Origin of the sequence: Ornithinibacillus proteolyticus, assembly GCF_039581225.1 — a bacterium.
Lineage (GTDB): Bacteria > Bacillota > Bacilli > Bacillales > Amphibacillaceae > Ornithinibacillus > Ornithinibacillus massiliensis.
This window is the reverse complement of the sequence record NZ_JBCPXV010000012.1, coordinates 1-26,323: the sequence shown is the minus strand read 5'-3', so window position 1 is coordinate 26,323 and position 26,323 is coordinate 1. Positions and strand designations below refer to the sequence as shown.

The window sequence follows — 26,323 nt, the reverse complement described above, 5'->3', positions numbered from 1 at the left end:
TAGTCTAGTTGTTATTCACCTAAATCGACGTTATGGTATACCTGTTGGACATCATCAAGGTCTTCTAATACATCAATTAATTTTTCGAATTGTGCTTTTGATTCATCATCTAATGTCACTTCATTTTGCGGAAGCATCGTTAATTCAGCTACTGTAAACTCAGTAATTCCGACGTTTTTAAATGCCTCTTGTACGGCATGGTATTGATCTGGTTCTGCATAAACAATAACGATCTCGTCCTCTTCTAACACATCACGAACATCGATATCTGCTTCCATTAATAGCTCCAGCACTTCATCAGCAGACTTGCCCTCGATACCAAATACAGCAGAAGAGTCAAACATATAAGCAACAGAACCACTTACACCCATGTTACCACCGTTTTTACCAAAAGCAGCACGAACCTCCGATGCCGTTCTATTTACATTATTGGTTAAAGTATCCACAATAATCATAGAACCATTAGGACCGAATCCTTCATAACGAAGCTCATCATAGTTCTCCTCAGAACCACCCTTAGCCTTTTCAATTGCCTTATCAATAATATGCTTAGGAACACTATATGTTTTCGCACGCTCCAAAACAACTTTTAGTGCTTGGTTAGACTCTGGGTCAGGCTCCCCTTGCTTAGCAGCTACATAAATTTCACGGCCAAATTTTGCATAAATTCGACTCGTATTTTTATCCTTCTCTGCTTTTTTATCTTTAATGTTATTCCACTTACGTCCCACAAAGAACATCTCACTTTCTATTTGAATCTGATTGAATTTTAATATAGTAGTTATGTTGTTTCAACTTTTAGACGTTACTATTATACACCATATCCAAGAGATTTTCTTGGGAAAGTTTTGGTTGAATGGTAGATTAATGGGGAGGTGGGGGTGGTGCGCCTAATCTTTTGGAAGATGGTACCAAACCTGGAGAAGATGCGCCCACCCTCGGAGGAGATGAGCCCAAAAGAGAGGAGGATGCGCCCACCATCGGAGGAGATGAGCCCAAGAGGAAGAAAGATGCGCCCCCACCGAGAGAAGATGAGCCCAAAGAAGAGGAAGATGCGCCCATCCCCGGAGTAGATGAGCCCAAAAGAGGGGAAGATACGCCCAATCCGCGAGAAGATGAGCCCAAAAGGAAGTAGGATGCGCCCACCCCCGGAGAAGATGAGCCTAAAAGAGAGGAAGATGCGCCCTCACCGAGAGAAGATGGTCCCAAAAGGAAGAAAGATGCGCCCCCACCGAGAGTAGATGAGCCCAAAAGAGAGAAGGATGCGCCCACCCCCGGAGAGCATGTGCCCATTCCGAGTAAAGATACTCCCAAACGAAAGCAGGATGAGCCCGTCTCCAGTAAAGATGCACCCAAACCCAAGAAAACTACCCCCGCCCCCAATAAAAACTCCCCCGCCAAAACTACCCCCACCCCCATCCACCCTGTCCTAACAAAACTAGTCGGAATCACGAGGGGTACTCGTGCATAAGCTATATAAACCGCGTCCAAGATGGAGGGAAGACAAAACATGGATATTCTGAACAAGGTGAAGAGCTATCGTGAGGAAGAGAATCGTATGAAATGGGAGGGTACGTTCGCGGAGTACCTGGAAATTGTGAAGGAGCGGCCTGAGGTTGCCCAGACAGCCCATTCCCGTGTTTATAACATGATCAAATCTGCTGGTGTAAAGGAACGAGATGGTCGTAAGATGTATGAGTTTTTCGGTGAGGAGATTTTTGGCCTGGAGGAGGCAATCGAGAGACTCGTTGAGGAATACTTTCATCCAGCTGCCAAACGACTAGATGTTAGAAAACGTATATTGTTATTAATGGGCCCGGTTAGTGGTGGTAAATCTACTATTGTAACCATGCTAAAAAGAGGATTGGAAAAATATTCTCGTACAGATGAGGGTGCTGTGTATGCGATTAAAGGCTGTCCCATGCATGAGGATGCGTTCATATGACAAATAACCCATAAAAATAAAACTACCGTAATTGGTAGTCAGTGATTTTAATAACTGCTGGTATTGGAGTTCTTCCTGGTTTACTAGGCTCCACCAATTCAATTGTAATTGATTCAAATAATCCATGAATGGTCCTCTTTCTTGTTTCATACGAGAGATTGTACCATTCTTTTTTTATTTCTTTTAATAGCTGCCTAATCTCAAACTCGGAAGCTATTTCATCTTCAACATCTAACAACTTCATTAGTTCCATTTCCTCAGCATTCAACTTTTTCATTCTTTCGTTATATTCATCTTTAGTTTCATCGCCATCTATATATAATTCTTTGGCACGTTTCTTTTTATCATTTATTTTAGCCAGTTGTACTTTCAATTTTTCTGGATCCATTTCAGGTTTAACTTTTCTTGATTTAACGGTTGGCTCCACTTCTTCTAGATCTAAAATGGATAGGAACTCTTCTTCAATAGACGACTCTGCAATAGTTTGAACATCACATATTCCAAACTTAAAACGACCTTGGCATTTATAAAATCTGTACTCATCACCATATTTTCTATTTCTCTTCGCACCAGTAAAACTCTTCCCGCAGCAAGAACATATCGCAATACCACTAAATGGATAGTGATTTTCAGACCTAAATGCCATATGAGAACGTTGCTCAAGTAGTTTTTGCGTTTGATCCCATACTTCTTTTGTAATAACAGGCTCAAAGTCATCTTGCTCAATAGGAACTATGACTTCTTCTCCAGTTTTTTTCCTATGCCCGGATGATACAGACTCGTTATTCCACCTAATATATCCGGAATATATAGGGTTTCTTAGCGTATAGCGAACTGAGAAATCGCTCCAAATCTCACCCTTTTTCGTCCGTACTCCCATTGTATTTAACTGTTTTGCAATGTTTTGGGAGCCATGGGTTTGATATTGAGAAAAAATAAACTCCACCCATTTTGATTCCTCTGGATGTTTAATGAGCTTCCCGGATTCGGATATATAACCATAAGGAGCGGGCCCGCCATTACGAAGTCCTGTTTCAGACCTTTTAAGCATGTTTTCGAAAACACGCTCTGCAATCGTCTCACGTTCCCATTGCGCTAAGGTAGCAACGATTGTGATGAACATCCTACCAGTAGCTGTTTTTGTTTCAAATGGCTCCGTAGCAGATTGAAAAGCTACGTCGTATTTATCCATTGTCTCTAGTAATTCATGTAAATCCCTTACATTACGCACTAACCTATCTAATCTATAAACTAAAAGGACATCAAACTTTTTTTGTTCCATATCCTTAATCATCTTTTGTAAGGCTGGGCGGTCAATGTTTTTAGCTGAGTACCCCTCATCAGTATAATCATCTACTATAGTCCAACCTTGTGATACTGCATAAGCGTTTAAGCGCATTGCTTGTGCTTCTAACGAGAAACCTTCTTCTCTTTGTATATCAGTTGATACACGTCTATAAATTGCACATCTCATATACAACCAATATCCTTTCTATTTCTTTAAATGAGCAACCTCACTAGGTACACCGTGAAGCTTTGCTAAATCATAGATTGATTTGCCCTCTAACACTTCATCTGGTATCAGCATTTCAACGGCAAAGGTGTTTGCCTCCACTTCAATTTTATCGATGGAAAACAACGTATTTTTTCTTAAAAATGGTGTATTCGACCTAGGATGAAGAACAGCATGTCCTAATTCATGACAACAGACAAAACGCTGCATAACGCTGCTTAAATTAGAATTTAAAAAAATATATTTATTCCTTCTGTCGTATTTATAAAAGCCGTTTATATCTTCATGTAAATCCCACATTACTACATGAACATTCATGCTTTCTGCTAATTCAAATGGATCATTAGTCTTATATTTTTTCTGCAGTTCATGTACAATCTCTTTAATCCATCCCAATACTAATCGCCCCGCATCCCCTTATTGTTCGTTGCTATCTCTGTATTTTTTAGGAATGTACTTTTTATTTATTCGTTGAGTTTGTCTAACAGCATACTCCATAGCCTCTAAAAGAGATTCAATAGCTTCCTCGCTCAACGGTTCTCCGTTAAAACTTAACCCATCCCCTTTTGTTAGATCCTCTTTAATTTTATTCATTTGTTTTGCTATGTCTTTTTCGTCTTTCCCTTCAACTAGAGCACCTTTTTTCTTGGCCATTATCATGGGAGACAAGACACCCAAATCTTCTAAATATACATATTCTCCATATTCAGTTACTGGATATTGATTTTTTAAGTTTTCTTTAATCGTACTTAAACGAGTATCTTCTTCTAAAATTTCATCGTAGGCCCCATATCTAACAGTAGTTCCTTTTGGGATGATAGCATCATCATTTACTACCCCTGGCTTCATTTTCTCATTGTCAGAGTCAGTTTCAAGATACCCTGCCATTTTCAACAAGTCTTCATATTCAACGCCTTTTAAAAACGGAGCCAGTTTTTTTAATGTTTCTGGTGATGCCTTTTGGGTACCAGCTTCTATTCGAGCTATTGTACCATTACTAACCTTACTAGCTAATGCGAGCTGTCTTTGGCTATCAAATCCACTTTCTTCTCTTTTATTAGCTAAAAACATTCCAAATTCTTTTAATTCCATTTTACATACCACCTGAACATAGACTATATATATATTTTATCAATATTGTTTCGTGCATGAAACAATAAAAGTGTGTAGTTGAATACAAATTTATTTAAAAAACTGTTGCATTAACTACACAACATGGTATATACTAATTTGTGTAGAGAGCGAAACACATTTAGAATTGCACAAGGAAGAGGTGAAACGGTGAAAAAACTAAAATTAAGAGTTGATATATTGGAAACTCTTCAAGCAGAAAAGGGCTGGAATGACACAGAGTTAGCTAAGCAATTAGGTATATCTCGTAGTCGTCTGTGGAGAGCGAAACTACCAGAAAATCACCCAGAGTACTGTTCACCTGGTGAAAACTTAATCACGGGAGTACTAAATGCATTTCCAGACAAAAAATTCGATGATTTATTTTTTTTAACTAAAATGTGTAGTTAACTAAACAGGCAAAGAAAATATTAAATGTGTTTTTCGCATATACATTCACAAAGGAGTGTTGATCATGGCAGAAGGAGTTCGAATAAAACTAAATGAAGAACAAACCCAACGATTCTATTCTCTCCTTGTGGATGATGTAATCCGAATCGCCAATGAGAGAAAGCGCAAGAAATTATCACAAGGAGGTGAAATCAATGCCAGCGACTATTCCAGCAGCATATGCGACGGACAAGTATTGGAAAGGTCTAATCCACTTGTTTCAAAACCACTATAAGCTAAAAACTTTATTTACAACCAAATATTTTGATTTCCAAAACGGATTGATTAAAACTGTTGCACTAAAAAGGGCAGCAGCGCCATGGAGTCAATCAGAAAAGTTTATGCTCTATCTTGCTTTGCATCTTTATAACGAAAACAACAAAGTAAATTTAAGCGATTTAGACTATCTTGACGACCACAACAAAAAAATAGCATTCGAAGCGATGAAGTTTCGATACTTTAACTGAATACCATTGGCGCATTAGCGCTACCTTTTTCGTTAATTTGCGAAAAATGCGGTAACTAATTGTTAAACTATGACACTTATTAGGCATTCTTGCTACATCTCAAATACCGAGTGGGGGTCGGTAATTACATAATAGTACATACTTCACAGATTGACTGTTCACTCTCGGCACAAGTTCCACCGTGGAACATTGAAGGGAGGTGAAACAAGTGGAAGGATTAGCAGATTTGTCAAATAAACTAAGGCAAATGCGAAGAAGGGCTAAATTAAGCCAAGAAGCGCTATCAGAAAAACTAAATATGTCTCGGAGCAATATCTCCAAGTTAGAAAGTGGGAAGTTGGAGATTAGGGGGAAAGACTTTCTCCGATGGGTGCAAGAAACAAACTCTCAAGATATGCTGATAGCCATGGCATGCAACATCGATATTGCAAGTGCAGCACAAATCTTAGTTGATTTTTTACCAGCTGCAGGAACTATTATTCTAGGGTGGTGTTTTTAATGATTAAAGACTTTTTACCAAACGATCAAGAATTAGCTATTAAAGAAGTAAACTGCGCTCTATATTGCTCAAAAATAGCAACTATACAATTCAACAACGGCAATTATGCAGAAGCATTAACATATTTAGAAAATGCTGCAAGGTCTGTAAAAGAGTTAGAGACTCTAAAAAATAGAAAGTTAGAACATGATAGTTGGTTAATTATCAAACAAGGAGGCAAGATGTATGAACAAAGTAAACGATAATGGATTAGCGTGGTTCGGTATATTGTTAGCTTTTTTTATAGTGATGGGTGAACTGTTATGAACACTAAGTATTTATGTTTTATCAATAAAGTAATTCCGACTAAAAAAAGCAAAAAAATGACCCGACGTGTTACCGCACGTACGAGTCAGGATATCGAATAGTAATTTAATTTTAACATTCAAACCTTTTTAAAACAAGGGTTCGGTTTCCTTAATTCTATTAATCTACTAAGGGAGCAAATGTATATGATTCAAACGATGATTTATGACTACCTAGGTTTAGATGCTGATCCTTTTTATTTGAAACTAAAGCAATTGAAAAAAGGAAATCAAATAAAGCTAGGTAGTTTGATAGTCCATTTAAACAATTTGGGAATATATGAAGTATCCTCAAATGATATTCATGAAGGATTTAAAAATATCACCGAATGTTATCAATTTGTTTTGAAAAATATGGAGGATAACAATGTTTGTACCTTATAAAGTGTTACTTCCTAAGTATATTTTCAAGGGTCAGAAAAGTGAAAAAGAGGTACTTGCCCTTACTAAAGAGTATATGCAGCGTTATCCTCATTATACCTTAATACGAGTAAAAAATGGTTTTGCGGAATGTGATAGAAACGATCTCAAAATACAAAAAGTGCGGAGGTGATAGGGTGGCTAGTCCGCAAACTGAAAAAGGCTATATTCGAATAGCCAATGAGTTATGGAACGAAATATTAAGAAGGAATTTCAGCAAGCGCCAATTGAACTTAATTCTATTTATTTGGCGATTATCCTATGGTACAGGTCAAAAGGATTGCAAGATTGATAAGTTCAACTTACTTGAGTTGGCAGGGATGTATAAGCAAGACGTAAAGAAGGAACTTAAGTTTTTGCGCGATTGTGCTGTATTAAATTGGGACGAGACAACTATGATTTTTAGCATTAATAAAGACTATCACCTTTGGCAAATTACACCTAACAAAAATTGGGACGATGATAAATTTTCTGAGCTAATTCATCAAAATTTAGCTCGAAAAAAAGTAAGTAAAACACTTACTGTTGAAGATACTCCGAAACCCGAAAAGGTAAGTAAAACACTTACTTATAAGAGTAAGTTGGTAAGTAAAATACTTACTACTAAGTTAGTAAAATACTTACCGACACATGCCGGGAACGCAGTCAGGACAATCAATAGAGCGTCTCTAAAGACATTATTAAAGACATTAATAATTAAAGACATTAAAAGAAAAGAAGAAGAAGAAAAGAAGGACGCTGTGATTTTTTATGACCAGTATATAGGGAGAATCAACCCGTTGATTATCGAAAAAATACAAGACTGGGAAAAAGACTTATCTACGGAAATTGTGATCAGAGCAATGGAAGAAGCAATGCTAAACAACGTCTTAAATTGGAAATATATCAACAATACTTTAAGAGATTGGTACCAAAAAGGCGCTAGAACACTCAATGATGTAGATAGATTGACTAAAGAATTCCAGGAGCGAAAGAAAAACAATAATAAGTTTCGCCCTTATCAACAAAAGCCAAGCGAAATCGTCCCAGACTGGTTCAAAGACCGCAAAAAGCAATCTAACAATCTACCGAATCCTGAACCCGAGGCAAGCAGAGAGGATGTTGCTGCCATGTTAGAACAATATAAACGAAGTGCAGGTGGTAGTTGATGGCTATCTTACAGCGCAAAGTGCAAAACAATGCCCAGAAAATGGCGAATAGCCGGATCATCGATGTAACAAAGGAATATGACACTTATTTCTCTAACGGAGTGTTAGAAGAGATACGAGAATTCCATGAGGAAGGACATTGTGTTGAGGATATAGCAGATACCTTCGGTAGACCTGTAATGGAAATTATATACGCATTATTGATACTGGCTGATGAAGGTAAATTAACTAGACCATTTGCTTATAGGAGGGGTAAAGAATGAACAAAGTTCCTGTAATAGTATTCCAAAACAAAGAGAATAAAGATCGTTATCTAGCAAATGGACCTGAAAACGGAGATTGGTCGGATGAAAATTTAGATGTGCTAATGGAAGATATTGAATGTGCTTTTATGATTTGGAGAGACGATTTTGAATCTCCTGGTGACAAGGATTTAGAAGAACTAAAACAGACTAGCATTAATCATAAAAAAACAATGCGCGAGCGATTCGGAGACGATGCAGTAATTAATTTTGATGTAGAAGAATGGTTGAAGCATTACACTCCTGTAAACATTGAAATAACGCAGGAACAGTTTGATAAAGCTAGAGAATTAGATGGTTAGGAGGGGTAAAGGTGACTAAATTAGAAGAAATCATGGAAGAAGTAATACCAGTATTTAACGGAATTACTGATGAATTGGAAAGCTATGAGTTGACTAAAGAACAATACGAATGGTTTTTAGTGGAAGCTTCCAAGAAAGAAGAACTAGAAGAACGATTTGAAACATTATCTGATATTCACGATCGAACTGTAGAAGAAAACCAACGCTACAAACAGGCATTGGAGTTTTATGCGGATGAAGAACATTATAAAGAAAAGCTAATCAGTGAAGCCCAATATGATGCTGATGGTATTTGTATTTCAAATGACGAATATGCTCCTCCAATTATTTATTTTGATAGCGGAGAAAAAGCACGTCAAGCATTGGAGGATGAAGAATGAGGGAAGATAAGCTGCAGGAAATTATAGAGTTATTGCCCTATTCCATCAGATACTCGGGCGAAATTGAGGAACTTTTAGATTACGCAAAAGAACAAGCCGAACGAGTGCAGGAGTTGGAAGAAACGGTAGAAGATTATAAAGCAGTGAATAAAGAACTGCATCAACGTGGAAGAAAACTCAGAAAACAAAACAAACGATATCGTGAAGCGTTGGAAAAGTTAGTAAATGCTCCACAAGAAATGTCAAGAGGTCGCTATGCCGATTACGCAGATAGAATAGCACGAGAAGCGTTGGAGGGTGATGATGATTGAAATACGAACAAGCAAAAGCGCAGCTACAACACGCCTTGAAACATCAAAAGACCATATCTATCCCTAAGCTAAACACGTTGCTACATAGCATGAATATTAGCTTTAAACCATCCGAATCGGTAGAAGTTAAATATCTAAAAAGCGAGATTAAGAAATTACGTAAACAGTTAAAGAAAAACGGGGGGAATGAAAATTGAATTTAAATGAATTATTCGAATTACAACGCAAACTAGATGAACATATCGTCAAGGAGAAAGGACTTGAAGGTCAGGATTTATTACCTAAAAAAATCTTAGCCCTTCAAGTAGAACTGGGAGAGCTTTGTCAAGAGTGGAGAGGGTTTAAGTTTTGGAGTAAGAATCAAAAACCCAATATGTTAATTGAACATTTATGCCCTACTTGTGACACAACAGGATATGACAAGATAGGACCTGAACATTATGATTACATGACACCATGTCCAGAGTGTTACGGAACGGAAAAATTGGGAGAAACAAACCCGCTCCTAGAAGAATACGTTGATTGCTTACATTTTATTTTGAGTATTGGGTTGGAGTTGGGGTTTGAAAAAGTTAAACCTTACTTGGTACATAAAAAGACAGCTCTGACAATGTTTGGAGTTATATTCAAAGAAATATCGAAATTTAGTGTAGTATCTGGTCGAGAACACAAACAATTTTATTATGGGGAAATTCTAAGCAATTTCATTGGTTTGGGTAAAACTTTAGGCTTCACCGGGGAGCAAATTGAACAAGCATATCTTGAGAAAAATAAGGTGAATCATGAACGGCAAAGAGAGGGATATTAATGAGAGAAATCCCTTTAACTCAAGGAAAAGTAACCTTCGTTGATGCTGAAGATTATGAATGGCTAAGCAAACTGAAGTGGTATTTTAGGAAAAGTCCGAAAGATAAGGGATACGCTAGAAGAGTCGCGAACGGTAAAACCATATATTTACACAGATTCATCATAAATGCTAAACCTAGAGAAATTGTTGATCACATTAACGGAAACACTTTAGACAATCGAAAATCAAACCTTAGAATCGTTTCTATAAGAGAAAATGTTATAAACAGCAGTTCACGTGGTGTTTCTAAGTATAAAGGTGTCTCACTCCATAAAAAGACAGGGCGTTATCGAGCTAGGATAGTGGTAAACGGAAGGGAATTAAGCCTAGGGTATTTTGATAGAGAAGAGGATGCGGCTATCGCTTACAACATAGCAGCTAATGAATATTTTGGAGAATTTGCTAGATTAAATGAAATAGGGGTGAATGGATATTGAGCCTAGAAGCGATTGACAAACAGCTAAAAGCTACAGAAGTCAGTCAGCGCAAGAAATATCTCATCAGGCAATTGCACAACATGGAAGTCTATAAAACTAGCGATGGAAGAAAGCTAGAAGAAGTCAGTTTATACACCTTGGAATGGACATATATTGAAGCGCAAAATGAAGCTGCTAAAGCATATGCAGAAAAATAAGGGGTGCTGATTATGACAGTGAGCGTAGTTAGGGCATCAACTAAAAGAAAGTGCTTGTTACTATGCATAGACAAAGAAAAGGCAGGATTTGAGTGTGTAAAGCGAATCGAAAAAGTATCTATCCCAAACAAGCACTTTAACAAGCGCAATAAGTACGTGACAACTACTTATGACGAGTATTATGAGGCAATTTATAAGCGACTTTAAGATAAAGGTGCTAGGATAATAGAATTTGCTCGTTTAGAAAAAAGTCTTTGGAGGGATCTTGTGAAAAAACTCCGTCATGGAAATTACATGTTATATCGGGTGGAAGATGGTCAAAAGGTTTGGATTTATGGATACTTCCAGTGGCAAGAGCTGAAAAAGAAAATTAAAAATGGTTGGAGGGTATGGGAATGAAAACATGTAAAGAATGTCGTGTAAAACCACAAAACAAGAAAAGCTGCTTATGTGATTCTTGCTATAAAAAAGCTCTATAACAACGAGGGGGGTCTTGAAGTGGATAAGATAGCAAATAAAAAAATGCATAAACATCATATCAACATTGATTTAACGGAAAATGCGGTTTATATAGTGCAAGACGGGCAATTAACAAAGGTTACAGCAAAAGATTTTGGACAAGACCTCATTATTTGGAAAAATGGTAAAGTGCTGGATATAGATCGTAGCGAGCGATTGAGAATTGAGGGGCAGGAGGTGATTTGAGTGAAAAGTGGCTGGATAATTAATTTTAAAAATGGCACAAGGGTTATCCTATCTGAAAGAGCATACAAAAGGTATGTTAAAGAAACTCCGAAACAAGATGTTCAAAGTGAAGAACATTGGTTTGATATAGAAAAGGCAAGAAGTAAAAATCCTGATCTAGATTATATCGAATAGTCCATTACGGAAGAACCGACTGGACACTAACAAGCGTAAATTTGCGCTCGTTGGTGTCCTTTTGCATTTTACAAACTAATATGTGGGGTGTTGGGGGTATGCAAATGTCATTTGAATTAGCAACTATTGATAAAGTAGCGACTAGAGATGCGGTAGAAAAAGAGCTAGAGAAATATAGAATGTACTTGTTAATGGATCCGGAAGAGAATGAGCCTAAAATCACATCGCAGTTTAAATTAGTATCGTCTACACCAAGTAATCAGTTTCATTCAAGCACAGAAGATACTGCGATCAAACGACTGGACATAGAAAGGAAACGTAAAGAGTTCATCCGACGAATTCAGAGGGCTGTTAATCGATTGGCTTATCAGGAGCGTTCGCTTATCATACAGCGTTATCTTACCGGTGATGAAGTTTATGATTACGAGGTATATAACGATTTAGGTTTTAGTGAAAGCAAATATTACAGAATTAAATCCAGAGCATTCTATAAGTTAGCCTTAATCTTACGTATAGAAGTCTATATAGAGGAAGGTGGTGAGGCAAGTTGAATTTTGTTCAGCCGATAAGGGATCTAGAGAAACTCGATAAAATAAAAGCATATCTAAAAATGAAGAACGAACGTGATTACGTTATGTTTCTTCTTGGAATATCAACAGGTCTGAGGATATCTGATATTTTGAAGCTTAAAAAAGAAGACCTACTAAAAACTCATATACACATCAAGGAAACCAAGACAACAAAGGCGAAGCGTGTGAAGATACCTGGTTATATCAAAAAAGAGATTGTGCCATATGCAAAGAAATTGAATGACGGGGATTACGTCATAAAAAGCCGTCAGGGAGGAAATAAGGCGATTGATAGGTCGACAGCATATAGGATTCTAAGAGACGCTGCAGAGCATGTTAATTTAACGGAGATTGGTACTCACACATTGAGAAAAACGTTTGGATACCATTTTTACAAACAGACTAAAAATATCGCCATGCTTCAAGAGTTATTTAATCATTCAGACCAACATGTTACTAAACGTTATATTGGTATTAATCAGGATGATTTAGATGACGCTATGGATAAGTATCGCATATGACGTTTTCTTTTTTTAACCAATAATATCACCATAAAAATGGATAGCGTGCACTCACATTTAGAATGGCAATAAAACCAATAATACCAAGCGTTTTGACAAGTGGTCGAGTGCAACAGTCTATCTATTATAGTGTAGTAAATATAAGAATAAGGGACTGAGACAGGTGAACATTGAACAAGCTAGAGAGGAAATAAAGAAGCTAGAAGATTACATTGAAATGATTGAGACATATGAAGCTGATACATTCGAAAAAGAAGCGATATATGAATATGTATTGATTGAAAATGTAAATAAGGTTGCAACAGTATTGAATGAGAGAGGTCATAGAATAGGAAATCGAAAGGTTGTAGGGAAGGACGTCTCAGACATCATAAGAGATAAACCGATAGATCATATGCATGAATACGCTAAGAAGTTATTTCGATTAAATAGAAAGCGTTCTAACAAATGGTAGGTTGATATATTCAAATTAATGACAGACAAATGACAGATAAAAGAAAGAACATAATAGCAAATAAGAGGTAATATGGTAGTAGGTAGAAATTGCTTAGATTGCCAAATCAATTTGCTAATAAACCACCTATTCAAATATTAATTGGTAGGTGGTTTGTTTAGTTAAAGATTCCTTGCATATAATGGTAACTTATAAGATAATATACCCATAATAATTTAGGGGGAGAATTAATATTATGAAAAAATTACTATTACTTATGTTGTCGATTCTAGTCGCTGTAGTCTTGGTTGCATGTGGAGAAACTGAAACGCAAGAGAAATCAGTTGATACAGTTGAATCTTCGAACAAATCATCAGAAACCAATAACGAAAACGCTGATGGAGAAGAGACAGAAGCGGAAGAAGCGGCAGAAGAAACTGAAGAAACAGAATCAGCTACATACGACGAAGTATTATTAGACGATGAGAATGCAACTGTAATTCTTAAAGGAATTGAAACAGTAAGAGATGATGTATTCGGTGATGAGCATAACATCAATTTAGAAATCGAAAACAAAACAGATGCAACGATAGAAGTACAGGCTCATGAAGTTTCTATTGATGGCTTCATGGTGGATGATATGGTGTTCTTTAGTGAAACGGTAGCAGGTGGTAAAAAATCAAACGCTAAGATGTCTATTATGGCTTTAGATGAGGAACTACCAGAATTAAACGAAAACCTTGAATTCAAACTGATGATATTGGATGAAGGTTTTATGGATATTAGCAGCGCAGATGTTAGCGTTAATGTAAAATAATAAATAAACCAAACCAATAAAATCAAGACACTTACTTAAATGTAGGTGTCTTTTTTAATGGAGTGATATCAATGACCTACACACGTGCAGATAAAAAAGGATCCCACCGGGCTAATTATGAACGTAATAAGAAGCGTATCTTTGCAACACAAAACACCTGTGGTATATGCGGGCATCCGGTAGACTTCTCATTAAAGAGCCCACACCCAATGAGTGCGACCATTGACCACATCATTCCTGTTGCTAAGAATGGACACCCATCTGATATAGATAACCTTCAGCTATCTCATTGGGCATGTAATAGACAGAAGTCAGATAAGATATTCAAGCAAGGTCATGAGACTAAGCAACAAGTGATTGGCAATAGAAATTTACCTCAAAGCATGAAATGGACAGAATATAACAGTAACAAAACACAACAAAACAAAGGGAATAAAAAGACAGTGATTAAGATTAAAAGGAAGGTAAATTAAATAGGGGGGCATACCACCCTCCCTCACCATCTAATTGGCCTTCACGCTGTCACTGTGCAAATTTTCTCGCGCGATTAATACCTACCCCTAGGAAGGAGTGAAAACGTGAAAGGAATCGATTATTTACGCTCTAAATTAGACCTATATAGGAAAGGTGCTTTATACCGTCAGAAGATTTACGATATGAAAAACCATGATGTTAGTCCTGGTATCACAATACCGAACAATTTAAGGCAGCAATACAAAGCAACATTAGGTTGGGGAGCAAAAGCGGTTGATAGTTTGGCAGATAGATTGGTATTCCGTGAGTTTGCTAATGATAATTTTGGTATCAATGAGATATTTCAGATGAATAGTGCAGACATTCTTTTTGATGATGCTAAGTTATCATCATTAATTAACTCATGTAGTTTTATTTACATTTCTGAAGGCGATGATGATATTCCTCGTTTACAGGTCATTCAAGGTTCGGAAGCGACAGGCATACTAGATCCAGTGACTAGATTGTTAACAGAAGGATATGCGGTACTCTCAAGAGATGAATACGGAAAACCAAAAGAAGAATTATACTTTGTAACTGGTAGAACTGACCATTTTGTAAATGGAGATTTATATAGATCAGTAGATAACAATGCACCTGCTCCTCTTTTGGTGCCAATTATCCATCGTCCTGATTCAAGTAAGCCTTTTGGGAGGTCGAGAATTACTCCTTCAGCGATTTATTATCAAAAATATGCTAAGCGTACTTTGGAGCGTGCAGATATTACAGCGGAGTTCTATTCTTGGCCACAAAAGTATGTTGTTGGTACGTCCCAAGATTCTGAGGCAATGGATAATTGGAAAGCGACTATTTCATCATTCTTAGAATTTACAAAAGATGATGCCGGAGACAAACCAACACTAGGTCAATTTACTGTTCCATCAATGTCGCCTTTTGTAGAGCAATTGCGAACAGCAGCTTCGGGATTTGCTGGTGAAACAGGTTTAACGTTAGATGATTTAGGATTTCCAAGTGACAACCCATCGAGTGCTGAAGCAATAAAAGCAAGTCACGAGACATTAAGGTTGGCCGCAGAAAAGGCTCAACGTGATTTTAGTTCTGGGTTTTTAAATGTCGGTTATTTAGCTGCATCGTTGAGAGATAATCATCCTTACAGTCGTAGCCAGTTGTATCAAACAAAAGCAAAATGGGAGCCAGTATTTAAACCGGATGCATCTACCATATCGCTTATTGGTGATGGCGCAGTTAAAATTAATCAAGCAATTCCAGGCTATTTTGGAAATGGTAATTTACGTGATTTAACAGGAATCGATGGTGAAAACGATGGTAACTGATGTCGTACCGGAATTATTAGAAAACATTCAAAGGGATTTTAATGCTGCAATTAGGAGAAGTGTAAAGTTGCAAAGAATCCAAGAAATGATTGAAAACGGAACTGCAACTTATAAACAAGCGAATGAATACGCTATTGAAGTCGGTGAAGCCTTAGCACGAACTTTTCAAGTTTATATCAAATCAGAGACATTACCTGATGGCAAAATGTATTACAACATTGCTGAAAGGGTGCTGAATCCGACGCTAAGAAACAATCATATCATAGTCGCTCAAGTTTCATCTCAGATACAAGAGCAATTAAATAGATCTGTTGGCTTAGGATTAAGAGGCATTGAGCCGCCAGTTAATCAATTAAGAATCGATAGTATTATAAATCGTGTTGTAGCAGAAGAAGAATTTGATAAGGTTGCTTGGATTTTACAAGAACCAATCGTAAACTTCACGCAATCAGTTGTCGACGATACCATCAAAACTAACGTTGAATTTCAAGGGGAATCGGGGTTAGGCCCACGAATAATGAGGTCGGCTCACGGCAACCCACCTTGTGACTGGTGTCGTTCGATGGAAGGTGTTTATAAATATCCAGACGTGCCTGAAGGTGTTTACAAACGACATGATAGGTGTCGATGTGTTGTCGAGTATTACCCGGGAGACTCGGAAGAAATACGCAGGCAAAATGTCTGGTCAAAAGAATGGAGTGGTAATTGAAAGGATGTTGCTAGATGGCTGTGAGAATCGGGGAACAAACTCCTACAAAATCATTAATCTTACCTTATGAAGAATCGATGGGCGATGAGGCAATTGAATTGTATGAAGAGTCAGGTCGCAAAGCATTTGATTGGCAAAAATTTATTGTCAATGCCATCTTAGCTATAAACAACGAAGGCTTATGGACACATATGCACTTTGGGTACTCCGTCCCACGTCAAAATGGTAAAAATGAGATTATAGGAATTGTTGAACGATACGGTTTAGAAAAAGGGTTAAAAATCCTACATACAGCACATCGGACAACAACAAGTGCAGCTGCTTTTAATCGTTTGTTAGCCATACTAGAAGAAAGCGGGCTAGAAGAAGGAGAGGACTTTCATAAAATCAAAGCTACTGGTCGTGAAAGCATTGAGTTAGCAGATGGTGGACGTGTTGATTTTAGAACTCGTACATCAACTGGTGGTTTAGGTGAAAGTTTTGATTTATTGATTATTGATGAAGCCCAAGAATATACAGACGACCAACGTTCTGCTTTGACGTATACAATTTCAGCAAGCCCCAACCCTCAAACTATTTATACCGGTACACCACCAACTCCAATATCAAGTGGCACAGTATTCACTAGGCTAAGAAAAAATGCATTACATGGTAGCACTGAAGATACTGGTTGGGCAGAATGGAGTGTCGACAAGCAGTCTGATGTTAGAGATAAAGACCTTTGGTATCAAACAAATCCTAGTTTGGGTTTAAGGGTAACTGAACGTAATATTCAAGCTGAGGTTGGCGACGATGATATTGATTTTAATATCCAGCGCTTGGGTTTATGGATCCAATACAACCAGAAATCCGCCATCTCTGAAAACGAATGGAAAGATTTACACGTCGATACGCTGCCTAAGCTTAAAGGCAAGTTATTTGCTGGTATTAAATACGGTTATGACGGAACAAATATAGCATTAAGCATTGCTGTTAAAACTGAAGATGATAACACGTTTGTAGAGTCTATCGATTGTCAAAGTATCAGAAACGGTCACGCATGGATCATACACTTTTTACAAAATGCGGATGTCCAAGAAGTGGTAATTGATGGTGCGAACGGTCAAAATATTTTAGCCGAAGCAATGAAACAAGCTGGATTAAAGAAACCTATTTTACCAACTGTAAAAGAAATCATTGTAGCAAACTCCATGTTTGAACAAGCACTATTTCAACAAACGATAGCACATAAGAGTCAACCGTCATTATTTCAAGTAGTCACCAACTGTGAAAAGCGTAATATTGGAACAAACGGTGGTTTTGGTTACCGGTCGCAGATTGAAGAAAATGACATAGCATTAATGGAATCTATGATACTAGCACATTGGGCTTGTTCAGAAGCTAAGCCGCCTAAAAAACAAAAAGTTAGATATTAAATTGGCAATCGTTATCCGAAAGGGATTGATTAAATGGCAGAGGTAATTCTAAATGAGGAAGAGCTCCAGGAAAGGCTGAAATACTGGCAAGAAAAGTTAAGGCTTCAAGATTGGATTGTTGAAGTACAGATTTCTAGAGGTAAGGATATGATGGAAGATACTTGTGCATGTGTTGATTATACTTTAAGCAAGAAAATGGCAAGCGTAAAAATATTAGATCCTATTGATTATCCCGATGATGTAATGGGTGAGCGTGATATGGAAAATGACTTGGTACATGAGTTGCTGCATCTCCATTTTGCACCAATCAATGAGCATTTTAATGATGATAATGAAATATACAGCACATTTGAGGAACAGGCAGTTGAGAGTATTGCTTATATTTGAGAGGTGGTGAGACAATGGATGGTGTTAAATATGAAGTTCAGTTCGGTTGTGTCGATGGAAGAGAAGGCGCATATAAAGGAAACACAAAAGAAGCTATACACCGCCAAATTGATCAAGATACCGTTTTAAGAAGTGATGAGAAAGATATTCTGAAATATGGATACTTCCAAGAATTCAAAGGCAAAGACTACAAGACATCAAATTATGTGATAGATAACGGTATTCATTTTATATGGAAAGTAAACAAAGGCGAGGGAAAAATAAGTAAAATAATAAAAAAAGTCAAGGAGTTGTTGAGGTGAGCTACACAAAAGATGATTGTAGAAAAGACACAATTGAACACATTAACCAAGTTAGAAAGTGCCTAAATAGGTTTATAGTCGAACTTGAAGAAAGAGGTCGAGTTCATGACAAATCTAAACTTGAAAGTCCAGAGATTGAAATATTCACTGAATACACCCCGAAATTAGCGAAAAGCACCTATGGATCAGATGAATATAACGAAAATCTTAAAGGCATGCAAAAAGCACTAAAGCATCATTACGAAAATAACAGTCATCATCCAGAGCATTATCCAAACGGAATTCAGGGTATGGATTTGTTAGACATAATTGAAATGATTTGTGATTGGAAGGCGGCAACATTAAGACATGATGACGGTGATATTAGAAAATCAATAGAAATTAACCAGAAACGATTCAATTATTCAGATGAGCTTAAAGAAATATTTAAGAATAGCGTTACTTTATTTGATTAATATGCACCTAGCAGACAAGCGTTAGGTGTTTTTATTATGCGTTTTTTCGTCTTTTTAGCATTTATGGACGTTAACTATTAAAGCTAGTCGCAGACGTAACTGCGTTAACAAATCGTAACTAAAATTGGAGGTAATTCATTATGAATAGAAAGTTTTTAGAAGAATTAGGTTTGGAAAAAGAAGTAATCGATAAAGTGATGGCTGAACATGGTAAAGCAATTCAAACAGTCAAGCCGGCAGAGGACTACGAAGAGTTGAAAAATACCAAAGCCACACTGGAACAGGAACTCAAAGACCTACAAAACACGTTACAAACCAAAGATGATGAATTAAGTAATCTCGAAGAATTAAAGAAAGAAGTCGAATCTTATAAGCTTAAAGATTTAAAAACATCAATTGCTGTTAAAGCAGGTATTCCGTTGGAGTTAGCGGGAAGGTTGAGCGGTGAAACAGAAGAAGAAATCAAAGCTGATGCTGAGAAAATCGCCGGTTTTGTAAACAAAAAACCACCACTGCCATTAAAGCCTACGGAGCCTCCTGAAGTAGACTCGGAAGATAAAGCATATGCCAATACGCTACAAAACTTAAATTTAAAAGGAGAGTAATTAACTATGGTTTTAGAACGAGGAACATTATTTGATCCAAAATTAGTAACTGATTTAGTGGAAAAAGTACAAGGAAAGTCATCTCTAGCAAGATTATCTCAAGAAAAACCAATTCCATTTAATGGACAGAAAGAGTTTGTTTTCACGATGGATAACGAGGTTGATGTTGTTGCGGAATCCGGTAAAAAATCTCACGGTGGTATATCACTTGCACCAAGAACCATCATTCCTATCAAAGTAGAGTACGGTGCACGTGTATCAGATGAGTTTTTGTATGCTTCTGATGAAGAAAAAATTAATATCCTTAAAGCGTTTAACGATGGATTTGCCAAAAAAGCAGCACGGGGTTTAGATTTAATGGCATTTCATGGTGTCAATCCACGTACTGGTACTGCGTCAGCGGTTATCGGTGATAATAACTTTGATGCAGCAGTAACACAGGCTGTAGAAGCGCCGTTAGGCATGAGTGATGCAAATGGAGTTGTTGAATCTGCTATCGCTTTAGTACATGGATCTAACGGAGACGTTACAGGTATGGCAATCGATTCTACTTTTCGTTCTGCATTAGCTAAACAAAAAGACCAGCAAGGCAACCCAATGTTCCCAGAGCTTGCTTGGGGTAACGCACCTGGTTCAATAAACGGTCTGCCTGTGGACGTGAACAAAACAGTATCTGATATGTCAGACAACGCACGTGCTTATGTTGGTGATTTCCAAAATGGGTTTAAATGGGGTTACGCTAAACAAATTCCACTGGAAGTTATTCAGTACGGTGATCCGGACAATTCCGGTTTAGACCTAAAAGGGTATAACCAAGTTTACATCCGTGCGGAATTGTTCTTAGGATGGGGAATATTGGATCCTGAATCGTTCGCACGTGTTGTGGAACTATCTGAATAAGGGGGACTTGTAATGAGGTACAAAAACACTCAGACAGGGGCTATCATTGATAGTCCCTTTAAAATTCACGGTGAAAATTGGGAAGAAGTAAAAGCGAAAGCGACAACAGAAGATGATTCTTCAAAAAACGCTGATCAAAAAACGGATGAAAATCAGAATGAAGAATATTTCGAGGAAGAAATCGATCTAGAATCAATGACAAATAAAGAATTAGAAAAATTTGCAGAAGAACAAGGTATCAAGCTTACAACAGAAGATAAGAAAAATAAGGATACGCGAATTGCTGCAATCGTTAAAGCTATTGGATAAGGCGGTGTTAGTATGACAGCTTTTGCAACTGTAGAGGATTTAACAGCTTTATGGAGACCAATGTCTCCTGAAGAAGAAAAACGCGCTGAATCCTTGCTGCCGGTTGTTTCAAATCGTTTGCGATTAGAAGCTGAAAAGGTCAGCAAAGACATTGATAAGATGATTGAGGATAGCGCTGCTTATAAGGATGTTGTTAAATCTGTAACCGTCGATATAGTTGCTCGCACTTTGATGACATCTACCAATAAAGAGCCGATGACTCAGTATTCCGAATCTGCATTAGGTTATACTGTTTCAGGCACGTTCCTTACTCCTGGTGGTGGATTGTTTATCAAACGTGATGAATTAAAAGCACTAGGATTGCGAAAACAGCGTTATGGGGTGATTGATTTTTATGGCAACGATTAAAGGCATCACAGTCACCCTAATTAATAAAAAGGAAGTAGGCAGAGACCCGTTCGGCACTCCAATTGAAGAGGATGTAGAAATTGAAGTCGATAACGTACTTGTAAGTCCAACATCAACGGATGACATTGTTAATCAGTTAAATATTGATGGTAAAAAAGCAGTTTACACCTTGGCTATTCCTAAAGGCGATACGAACAATTGGGAAGATGCCGAGGTGTTATTCTTTGGTAAACGATGGCGGACGTTTGGCATTCCGACTGAGGGTATAGATCATCTAATCCCACTAGATTGGAATAAGAAGGTGATGGTAGAGCGCTATGAGTAAAAAAAAGTTTGAATTGAACCGTAAAGGTGTAGCGGAATTAATGAAATCAAAGCCCATGCAAGATGTATTAAAAGGGTATGCAACAAACATTAAAAATCGGAGTGGCGCAGGGTACGAACAAGATATGCACGTTGGTAAAAACAGAGCAAATGCGCGAGTCTATCCGAGCACTCCACAAGCTCAATCGGATAACCTTAAAAACAATACAATGTTAAAGTCGGTGAAGTAGATTGATCGAAATAATTGTTAAGAACTTTTTAGAAAACAAATTATCTGTACCAGTTTTTACAGAAAAACCAAGTGCTCAAACAGGGGACTATGTCGTACTAGAGAAAACATCAAGTGGAAAAAGCAATCATCTGCCATCAGCAACAATTGCATTTCAATCTTACGGGCAATCCTTATATCAAGCTGCAGTATTAAACGAAGAAGTGAAAACTGCAGTAGAAAGTTTGATTGAACTTGATGACATAAGGGGTCTCACTCTCAACAGCGATTACAACTTTACAGACACATCAACCAAAGAATACCGTTATCAAGCGATATATGATATTCGATATTATTAGGAGGTATAAAATATGAGTAACGCAGCTAATGTTTCGACGGCAAAACCCAAAATTGGTGGAGCTGTTTATTCTGCGCCATTAGGTACAACTTTGCCAACCAACGCAATAACCGAATTAGACGCAGCATTTAAAAGTTTAGGTTACATTTCAGAGGATGGATTAACAAACGAAAACAGTCCCGAGTCTGAGAATATCCAAGCGTGGGGCGGAGATGTAGTATTATCGCCACAAACAAGTAAATCGGACACTTTTACGTATAGGCTTATCGAAGGGTTAAATGTTGACGTCCTAAAATTTGTGTATGGTGACGACAACGTAACAGGTGATTTAAATACAGGAATCACGGTGAAAGCAAACAACAAAGAAGCAGAGGAAAGAACAATTGTAGTTGATATGGTTCTAAAAGGCGGAGTTCTGAAACGAGTGGTAATTCCGCGTGGAAAAACAACGGAAATTGGCGAAATTGTTTATAGTGACGCAGAGGCAGTGGGGTACGAAATTACTACAACAGCATTCCCGGACGAAGAGGAAAATACGCACTATGAATATATTCAAAAACCAACGCAAAACGGCGGAGGAGTTGAAGGATAATGATTGAAGGAAAAACGAAATCAGGATTTAAGTATAAATTTCCAAAAGAAAACCTTGATAACTACGAATTAGTAGAGATTATCGCAGAAGCTCAAGAAAATCCGTTATTATTCCCAAAAATGGTTAATTTATTGCTCGGAAAAGAGCAAACCGAAAAACTGAAAGAGCATTGCCGCAATAAAAACGGGATTGTTTCAACGGAAAAAATGTCTCAAGAAATCATGGAAATCTTTGAGAACCAAAAAGAAACAAAAAACTCCTAACCCTCGCCAGAATGATAAACGTCGATGAAGACGCATTGATTTGTGACCTTGCGGAAACATATCAAATATATGATTACAAACAGCTGCCTCCAACAAAGGTGGCTGTTTTTTCTTTAGGTTTACGAGAAAACTCACGAATCAAAATGAAACTAAGCGGGCAAACCGTACCGTTTGACATCATGCTTTTAGCGGCGATAGCTGACAGATTGAGTACGCTTGTTTGGTTCCAAACAAAGGACGGTCAGAAAGGCAGAAATCGTCCTCAAATGCTTACGAATTTACTTACAAAGACAAAACAAGAAAATGATGTCGAAGCATTTCATTCTGGCGAGGAGTTCGAGAAAGCTAGAAAGCGTCTAGGAGGTGAGTAAATGGCTACTGAATTAGGAAAAGCCTACGTTCAAATTATGCCATCCGCAAAAGGAATCAGTGGAAGTATCCAAAAAGCAATAGGTCCTGAAGCTCTGTCCGCAGGAAAATCAGCAGGGAAAAGTATCGCAACCGCAATTTCCAATTCCCTAAGTAAAGCTGGTAGTACAATGACAAAATACATCACTACACCAGCTTTGGGTGCGGCGACCGCTGTGGCTGGCGTGGTTAGTGCGCTGGGATTTAGGCGTCTTGTAGGGATGGATAATGCACAAGCAAAATTAAAAGGTCTTGGAGTGGAAGGAAAGCAGCTCGAAATCGTGATGGAAAATGCACGTAACGCTGTGCAAGGTACAACACACACGATGGCTGATGCGGCTAACGTTGCGGCGGGAGCACTTGCAGCAGGTGTAAAAGAAGGCGCTGACTTGGAACGCTATATCAAACTTGTTGGAGATGCTGCTACTGGAGCAAACGCTCCAATGGGCGAAATGGCACAGATATTCAACCGGATTCAAGGTACAGGTAAATTAATGGGAACGGAACTTGAAATGATTGAATATCGTTTACCGGGATTTTCCCAAGCATTAGCCAAGCACTTAGGTGTTGCTCCGGAAGAAATGCGGAAAATGGTTTCGGAAGGGAAAGTCAGTGTTGACGACTTTTTGGCAGTTATGGAAGGATACGCAGGCGGTATGTCTGCTGCTTACGCCGAAACGTGGAGCGGTCTCAAAGATAACGTACTAGCAAACATTGGTATAATCGGAGAAGCGCTGCTTGAAGGTCTATTCGAAGACGGTAAAAAAGGATTAGCGGAGTTTCTCGATTACTTAAGAAATTCAGAAGGTCTGAAAGAATGGGCAAGAGATACTGGCGAAACATTAAGAAATGTTTTTGCAACAATTGTCGAATCTGTCAAAAACGCTATTAACTGGTGGACTAACTTAGATGGCAATACCAAAAAGTTAATTTTGACATTAGCAGGAATCGCTGTAGCGATTGGCCCAACTTTATTAGCCTTAAGTAAGGTTATATCTATAGCAATGACCTTAGTTCAAGGTTTTGGCTTAGTGAAAGCAGCTGCTGGAATTGTTGGAGGAGCTATAGGTTCGATTTCGATTCCAGTTTTAGCGGTGATTGGCGTAATAGCCGGATTGATAGCATTATTCACCACTTTGTATAAGGAAAACGAAGGATTCAGAGATTTAGTCCATAATGTTTGGAACACAATCAAAGAAACAATATCAACTGTAATTCAAGCTGTATCTGATTTTGTGATGGATATTTGGGGGCAGCTTGTTACTTGGTGGCAGGAAAACAGCCAAATGATACTCCAGGCAGCGCAAAACGTATGGAATGTCATTTCTACTGTTATTTCAACCGTAATGAATGTAATTTGGGGAATCATGCAGGCGTTATGGCCAGTTATCAAAGCGTTGGTTGTTGGTACTTGGGAAGCCATTAAAGGGGCAATTCAGGGAGCAATTAACGTCATCACGGGAATTATTCAATTTTTCTCCGCCTTATTCACGGGAAACTGGTCATCACTTTGGGACGGTGTTAAAAAAATTCTATCCGGTGCGGTTCAGTTTATTTGGAACTTTATTCAATTATCATTTGTTGGAAAAATTGTTAAGTTAGTAAAAGGTTTTGCTAAGACGTTTATTAATGTAATAAAAGATAAATGGGAAACCGTCCGATTAGCCTTTATGTACGCAATTGACTTTGTCAAAGGGCTTGTTAGCAGAGGTTTTGGAGCTGTTAGGAGTTCCGTAACAACTATCATGAATGCCATTCGAAGTGTGATTTCAAACATTTGGAACGGCATAAAAAATGTAATATCAAACGTTGTAAATGGTATCAGGAATACCATTAGAAACATCTTTAATTCGCTACGAAGTATTGTGTCGAATGCTTTTAATCGTGTGAGAAGCTCTGTATCAAATGGAATGACATCCGCTTTTAATGCAGTTAAAAACTTCTTTGGACGTTTCAAAGATGCGGGCAGAAGGATAGTTACAAGCATAGCGGATGGAATCAGAGGTGCAATTTCAAAGGTTACTGATGCGATCGGAAGCGTGACACAAAAAGTGCGAAACTTCTTACCATTTTCGCCAGCTAAAGAAGGGCCGTTAAAAGACCTAGATAAACTCAACTTTGGCGGCACCATATCGATGGGAATTGAGGCTGGTACTGATGATGTGCAAAAGGCTATGAATGAAATGTTGGGTTTTAAACTCAGCAAACCAGCAAGTCGTTACGCAAACGATAATTATGAGGATGTCATCACAAAGTTGGATGAACTGATAGTGGCAGTGAGGGAAGGAAAGGTTTTGGTCATGGATGATCGTGAAGTTGGTCGAGTAATCGAGCCGACGATTACAGAAATGCAGGAAAGGAACAAAAAAATAAGAGGTAGTTTTGCATAAAAGGCGGTGATACTTTGATTTTTAATGGAATTGAAAAAGACTACCTTATACCATTAACAGGGCGTAGGCGCTCAGCGTGGGCTCCAGTTTCAAGAGTTTTAGTCACAGTTCCTGGAATGGCAGGAGCTTATTTATCACGAACAGAAACACAAATAAGAGAAATAGTCGTTCCCGTAATAATAAACGCCGAAAACATTGAAGATTTACAAAAAATAAAAGAAGACATGGCGGAGTGGCTCGTTCATGACGAACCGAAAGAGCTGATTTTCAAAGATGAACCGGATAGAGTTTATTATGCCGTGGTAGATGGTGAATTGGAGTTGGATGAAATATTTTCGACGGGTCGTGGGGAAATTACTTTTATTTGTGCTGACCCCTACAAATACGGCCCCGAGAAAACATACGAATTCCAAGATTCCGGAATAGTAGAAAACAAAGGAACAGCTGATGCTGAACCGGTTATAGAGTTAACCGCAACACAAAAGGCAACGTTTGCAATGATTTCGAACGGAACAGAGGAGTATAACCTAATTGGCACACCGGCTGATGATGATGTTGTAGTGGTGGACGAAAAAACAAGCGTGCTATATG

The 26,323-nt window shown here is 37.9% G+C and carries 45 protein-coding genes and 3 pseudogenes; 43 read left to right on the top strand and 5 right to left on the bottom strand.

Annotated features, from left to right (window positions below; genetic code table 11):
• Positions 1-11: 11 nt before the first annotated feature.
• Positions 12-731 (bottom strand): YebC/PmpR family DNA-binding transcriptional regulator, encoded by a 720-nt coding sequence (locus AAIB49_RS07800; RefSeq protein WP_343457717.1) that lies wholly within the window; start codon positions 729-731, stop codon positions 12-14.
• A 167-nt stretch (positions 732-898) separates the two neighbouring features.
• Here AAIB49_RS07800 and AAIB49_RS07795 point away from each other — a divergent pair, with 167 nt between their 5' ends.
• Together AAIB49_RS07795 and AAIB49_RS07790 are read left to right on the top strand one after the other, a co-directional pair.
• A complete protein-coding gene (locus tag AAIB49_RS07795) occupies positions 899-1,135 on the top strand; it encodes a hypothetical protein (RefSeq protein WP_343457716.1) in 237 nt (78 codons plus the stop codon).
• A 375-nt stretch (positions 1,136-1,510) separates the two neighbouring features.
• Positions 1,511-1,933, top strand: a pseudogene (locus AAIB49_RS07790) (protein prkA); the annotation flags it as partial.
• 34 nt (positions 1,934-1,967) lie between these two features.
• Here the strand turns inward: AAIB49_RS07790 and AAIB49_RS07785 are convergent.
• From AAIB49_RS07785 to AAIB49_RS07770, 4 genes and pseudogenes are all read right to left on the bottom strand, one after another.
• A complete protein-coding gene (locus AAIB49_RS07785) occupies positions 1,968-3,419 on the bottom strand; it encodes a recombinase family protein (protein ID WP_343457715.1) in 1,452 nt (483 codons plus the stop codon).
• A gap of 18 nt (positions 3,420-3,437) precedes the next feature.
• Positions 3,438-3,854: an ImmA/IrrE family metallo-endopeptidase gene (locus tag AAIB49_RS07780; protein ID WP_343457714.1), complete on the bottom strand. Its 417-nt coding sequence runs from the start codon at positions 3,852-3,854 to the stop codon at positions 3,438-3,440.
• Between the two features lie 21 nt (positions 3,855-3,875).
• Positions 3,876-4,082: pseudogene (locus tag AAIB49_RS07775) on the bottom strand (immunity repressor protein); the annotation flags it as partial.
• Between the two features lie 303 nt (positions 4,083-4,385).
• Positions 4,386-4,529: pseudogene (locus tag AAIB49_RS07770) on the bottom strand (helix-turn-helix domain-containing protein); the annotation flags it as partial.
• A gap of 210 nt (positions 4,530-4,739) precedes the next feature.
• On the opposite strand from AAIB49_RS07770, the gene AAIB49_RS07765 reads away from it, so the two are divergent.
• The 41 genes from AAIB49_RS07765 to AAIB49_RS07565 form a co-directional block, all read left to right on the top strand.
• Positions 4,740-4,979: a winged helix-turn-helix transcriptional regulator gene (locus AAIB49_RS07765; RefSeq protein ID WP_343457713.1), complete on the top strand. Its 240-nt coding sequence runs from the start codon at positions 4,740-4,742 to the stop codon at positions 4,977-4,979.
• 194 nt (positions 4,980-5,173) lie between these two features.
• Positions 5,174-5,485 carry a hypothetical protein gene (locus AAIB49_RS07760; protein WP_343457712.1) on the top strand — a complete coding sequence of 104 codons (312 nt, stop codon included), beginning with the start codon at positions 5,174-5,176 and terminating at the stop codon, positions 5,483-5,485.
• A gap of 208 nt (positions 5,486-5,693) precedes the next feature.
• Complete coding sequence (locus AAIB49_RS07755; protein ID WP_343457711.1) at positions 5,694-5,984, top strand: helix-turn-helix domain-containing protein; 291 nt, start codon at positions 5,694-5,696, stop codon at positions 5,982-5,984.
• The gene (locus AAIB49_RS07750) at positions 5,984-6,229 is read left to right on the top strand and encodes a hypothetical protein (protein ID WP_343457710.1); all 246 of its coding nucleotides are present in this window, start codon (positions 5,984-5,986) and stop codon (positions 6,227-6,229) included. Before AAIB49_RS07755 ends, AAIB49_RS07750 begins: the two co-directional genes overlap by 1 nt.
• 246 nt (positions 6,230-6,475) lie before the next feature.
• Positions 6,476-6,712 (top strand): hypothetical protein, encoded by a 237-nt coding sequence (locus AAIB49_RS07745; RefSeq protein ID WP_343457709.1) that lies wholly within the window; start codon positions 6,476-6,478, stop codon positions 6,710-6,712.
• A gap of 173 nt (positions 6,713-6,885) precedes the next feature.
• Complete coding sequence (locus AAIB49_RS07740) at positions 6,886-7,896, top strand: replication protein (RefSeq protein ID WP_343457708.1); 1,011 nt, start codon at positions 6,886-6,888, stop codon at positions 7,894-7,896.
• A complete protein-coding gene (locus tag AAIB49_RS07735) occupies positions 7,896-8,159 on the top strand; it encodes a hypothetical protein (protein ID WP_343457707.1) in 264 nt (87 codons plus the stop codon). The genes AAIB49_RS07740 and AAIB49_RS07735 overlap by 1 nt, the downstream gene beginning before the upstream one ends.
• On the top strand, positions 8,156-8,500 hold the full coding sequence (locus AAIB49_RS07730; protein WP_343457706.1) for a hypothetical protein: 345 nt from the start codon (positions 8,156-8,158) through the stop codon (positions 8,498-8,500). The genes AAIB49_RS07735 and AAIB49_RS07730 overlap by 4 nt, the downstream gene beginning before the upstream one ends.
• Before the next feature lie 11 nt (positions 8,501-8,511).
• Positions 8,512-8,880 carry a hypothetical protein gene (locus AAIB49_RS07725; RefSeq protein ID WP_343457705.1) on the top strand — a complete coding sequence of 123 codons (369 nt, stop codon included), beginning with the start codon at positions 8,512-8,514 and terminating at the stop codon, positions 8,878-8,880.
• Complete coding sequence (locus tag AAIB49_RS07720; RefSeq protein WP_343457704.1) at positions 8,877-9,191, top strand: hypothetical protein; 315 nt, start codon at positions 8,877-8,879, stop codon at positions 9,189-9,191. The genes AAIB49_RS07725 and AAIB49_RS07720 overlap by 4 nt, the downstream gene beginning before the upstream one ends.
• Positions 9,188-9,388 carry a hypothetical protein gene (locus AAIB49_RS07715; RefSeq protein WP_343457703.1) on the top strand — a complete coding sequence of 67 codons (201 nt, stop codon included), beginning with the start codon at positions 9,188-9,190 and terminating at the stop codon, positions 9,386-9,388. The genes AAIB49_RS07720 and AAIB49_RS07715 overlap by 4 nt, the downstream gene beginning before the upstream one ends.
• On the top strand, positions 9,385-9,999 hold the full coding sequence (locus AAIB49_RS07710; protein WP_343457702.1) for a dUTP diphosphatase: 615 nt from the start codon (positions 9,385-9,387) through the stop codon (positions 9,997-9,999). The genes AAIB49_RS07715 and AAIB49_RS07710 overlap by 4 nt, the downstream gene beginning before the upstream one ends.
• Positions 9,999-10,475: an AP2 domain-containing protein gene (locus AAIB49_RS07705; RefSeq protein WP_343457701.1), complete on the top strand. Its 477-nt coding sequence runs from the start codon at positions 9,999-10,001 to the stop codon at positions 10,473-10,475. Before AAIB49_RS07710 ends, AAIB49_RS07705 begins: the two co-directional genes overlap by 1 nt.
• The gene (fbpA, locus tag AAIB49_RS07700) at positions 10,472-10,672 is read left to right on the top strand and encodes a Fur-regulated basic protein FbpA (RefSeq protein ID WP_343457700.1); all 201 of its coding nucleotides are present in this window, start codon (positions 10,472-10,474) and stop codon (positions 10,670-10,672) included. The genes AAIB49_RS07705 and fbpA overlap by 4 nt, the downstream gene beginning before the upstream one ends.
• A 12-nt stretch (positions 10,673-10,684) precedes the next feature.
• The gene (locus tag AAIB49_RS07695; protein ID WP_343457699.1) at positions 10,685-10,879 is read left to right on the top strand and encodes a hypothetical protein; all 195 of its coding nucleotides are present in this window, start codon (positions 10,685-10,687) and stop codon (positions 10,877-10,879) included.
• 60 nt (positions 10,880-10,939) lie between these two features.
• Positions 10,940-11,071, top strand: a complete 132-nt coding sequence (locus tag AAIB49_RS07690) for a hypothetical protein (RefSeq protein WP_343457698.1) — start codon at positions 10,940-10,942, stop codon at positions 11,069-11,071.
• 99 nt (positions 11,072-11,170) lie between these two features.
• Complete coding sequence (locus AAIB49_RS07685) at positions 11,171-11,377, top strand: DUF3954 domain-containing protein (protein ID WP_343457697.1); 207 nt, start codon at positions 11,171-11,173, stop codon at positions 11,375-11,377.
• Entirely contained in the window at positions 11,378-11,551 is a 174-nt protein-coding gene (locus tag AAIB49_RS07680; RefSeq protein ID WP_343457696.1) for a hypothetical protein, read from the top strand.
• Positions 11,552-11,655: 104 nt separating this feature from the next.
• On the top strand, positions 11,656-12,102 hold the full coding sequence (locus AAIB49_RS07675; RefSeq protein ID WP_343457695.1) for an ArpU family phage packaging/lysis transcriptional regulator: 447 nt from the start codon (positions 11,656-11,658) through the stop codon (positions 12,100-12,102).
• Positions 12,099-12,641 (top strand): tyrosine-type recombinase/integrase, encoded by a 543-nt coding sequence (locus tag AAIB49_RS07670; RefSeq protein ID WP_343457694.1) that lies wholly within the window; start codon positions 12,099-12,101, stop codon positions 12,639-12,641. The genes AAIB49_RS07675 and AAIB49_RS07670 overlap by 4 nt, the downstream gene beginning before the upstream one ends.
• Before the next feature lie 163 nt (positions 12,642-12,804).
• Positions 12,805-13,095, top strand: a complete 291-nt coding sequence (locus AAIB49_RS07665) for a hypothetical protein (protein WP_343457693.1) — start codon at positions 12,805-12,807, stop codon at positions 13,093-13,095.
• Between the two features lie 235 nt (positions 13,096-13,330).
• Positions 13,331-13,891 carry a hypothetical protein gene (locus AAIB49_RS07660; protein WP_343457692.1) on the top strand — a complete coding sequence of 187 codons (561 nt, stop codon included), beginning with the start codon at positions 13,331-13,333 and terminating at the stop codon, positions 13,889-13,891.
• 71 nt (positions 13,892-13,962) lie between these two features.
• The gene (locus AAIB49_RS07655) at positions 13,963-14,364 is read left to right on the top strand and encodes an HNH endonuclease (RefSeq protein WP_343457691.1); all 402 of its coding nucleotides are present in this window, start codon (positions 13,963-13,965) and stop codon (positions 14,362-14,364) included.
• Between the two features lie 105 nt (positions 14,365-14,469).
• Positions 14,470-15,699, top strand: coding sequence for a hypothetical protein (locus AAIB49_RS07650; RefSeq protein WP_343457690.1), 1,230 nt, complete (start codon positions 14,470-14,472; stop codon positions 15,697-15,699).
• Positions 15,689-16,408 carry a hypothetical protein gene (locus tag AAIB49_RS07645; RefSeq protein WP_343457689.1) on the top strand — a complete coding sequence of 240 codons (720 nt, stop codon included), beginning with the start codon at positions 15,689-15,691 and terminating at the stop codon, positions 16,406-16,408. The genes AAIB49_RS07650 and AAIB49_RS07645 overlap by 11 nt, the downstream gene beginning before the upstream one ends.
• 14 nt (positions 16,409-16,422) lie before the next feature.
• On the top strand, positions 16,423-17,823 hold the full coding sequence (locus tag AAIB49_RS07640) for a hypothetical protein (protein WP_343457688.1): 1,401 nt from the start codon (positions 16,423-16,425) through the stop codon (positions 17,821-17,823).
• Between the two features lie 33 nt (positions 17,824-17,856).
• Positions 17,857-18,210, top strand: coding sequence for a hypothetical protein (locus tag AAIB49_RS07635; protein ID WP_343457687.1), 354 nt, complete (start codon positions 17,857-17,859; stop codon positions 18,208-18,210).
• A gap of 14 nt (positions 18,211-18,224) precedes the next feature.
• On the top strand, positions 18,225-18,512 hold the full coding sequence (locus AAIB49_RS07630) for a hypothetical protein (protein WP_343457686.1): 288 nt from the start codon (positions 18,225-18,227) through the stop codon (positions 18,510-18,512).
• Positions 18,509-18,967, top strand: coding sequence for a DUF5662 family protein (locus AAIB49_RS07625; RefSeq protein ID WP_343457685.1), 459 nt, complete (start codon positions 18,509-18,511; stop codon positions 18,965-18,967). The genes AAIB49_RS07630 and AAIB49_RS07625 overlap by 4 nt, the downstream gene beginning before the upstream one ends.
• A 140-nt stretch (positions 18,968-19,107) precedes the next feature.
• Complete coding sequence (locus AAIB49_RS07620; RefSeq protein WP_343457684.1) at positions 19,108-19,572, top strand: phage scaffolding protein; 465 nt, start codon at positions 19,108-19,110, stop codon at positions 19,570-19,572.
• Between the two features lie 6 nt (positions 19,573-19,578).
• The gene (locus AAIB49_RS07615; protein ID WP_343457683.1) at positions 19,579-20,472 is read left to right on the top strand and encodes a phage major capsid protein; all 894 of its coding nucleotides are present in this window, start codon (positions 19,579-19,581) and stop codon (positions 20,470-20,472) included.
• A 12-nt stretch (positions 20,473-20,484) separates the two neighbouring features.
• Entirely contained in the window at positions 20,485-20,781 is a 297-nt protein-coding gene (locus tag AAIB49_RS07610) for a hypothetical protein (RefSeq protein ID WP_343457682.1), read from the top strand.
• 12 nt (positions 20,782-20,793) lie between these two features.
• Complete coding sequence (locus AAIB49_RS07605) at positions 20,794-21,189, top strand: phage Gp19/Gp15/Gp42 family protein (protein WP_343457681.1); 396 nt, start codon at positions 20,794-20,796, stop codon at positions 21,187-21,189.
• A complete protein-coding gene (locus tag AAIB49_RS07600) occupies positions 21,176-21,514 on the top strand; it encodes a hypothetical protein (RefSeq protein WP_343457680.1) in 339 nt (112 codons plus the stop codon). The genes AAIB49_RS07605 and AAIB49_RS07600 overlap by 14 nt, the downstream gene beginning before the upstream one ends.
• A complete protein-coding gene (locus AAIB49_RS07595; protein WP_343457679.1) occupies positions 21,507-21,743 on the top strand; it encodes a hypothetical protein in 237 nt (78 codons plus the stop codon). Before AAIB49_RS07600 ends, AAIB49_RS07595 begins: the two co-directional genes overlap by 8 nt.
• Position 21,744: 1 nt before the next feature.
• Positions 21,745-22,080, top strand: coding sequence for a hypothetical protein (locus tag AAIB49_RS07590; protein WP_343457678.1), 336 nt, complete (start codon positions 21,745-21,747; stop codon positions 22,078-22,080).
• 12 nt (positions 22,081-22,092) lie between these two features.
• Positions 22,093-22,671, top strand: coding sequence for a phage tail tube protein (locus AAIB49_RS07585; RefSeq protein ID WP_343457677.1), 579 nt, complete (start codon positions 22,093-22,095; stop codon positions 22,669-22,671).
• Positions 22,671-22,934 (top strand): hypothetical protein, encoded by a 264-nt coding sequence (locus tag AAIB49_RS07580; protein WP_343457676.1) that lies wholly within the window; start codon positions 22,671-22,673, stop codon positions 22,932-22,934. The genes AAIB49_RS07585 and AAIB49_RS07580 overlap by 1 nt, the downstream gene beginning before the upstream one ends.
• 35 nt (positions 22,935-22,969) lie before the next feature.
• Positions 22,970-23,305, top strand: coding sequence for a DUF5361 domain-containing protein (locus AAIB49_RS07575; RefSeq protein WP_343457675.1), 336 nt, complete (start codon positions 22,970-22,972; stop codon positions 23,303-23,305).
• Positions 23,306-25,732 carry a phage tail protein gene (locus AAIB49_RS07570; RefSeq protein WP_343457674.1) on the top strand — a complete coding sequence of 809 codons (2,427 nt, stop codon included), beginning with the start codon at positions 23,306-23,308 and terminating at the stop codon, positions 25,730-25,732.
• Between the two features lie 14 nt (positions 25,733-25,746).
• A partial coding sequence (locus tag AAIB49_RS07565; RefSeq protein ID WP_343457673.1) for a distal tail protein Dit occupies positions 25,747-26,323 on the top strand: 577 nt, incomplete at its 3' end.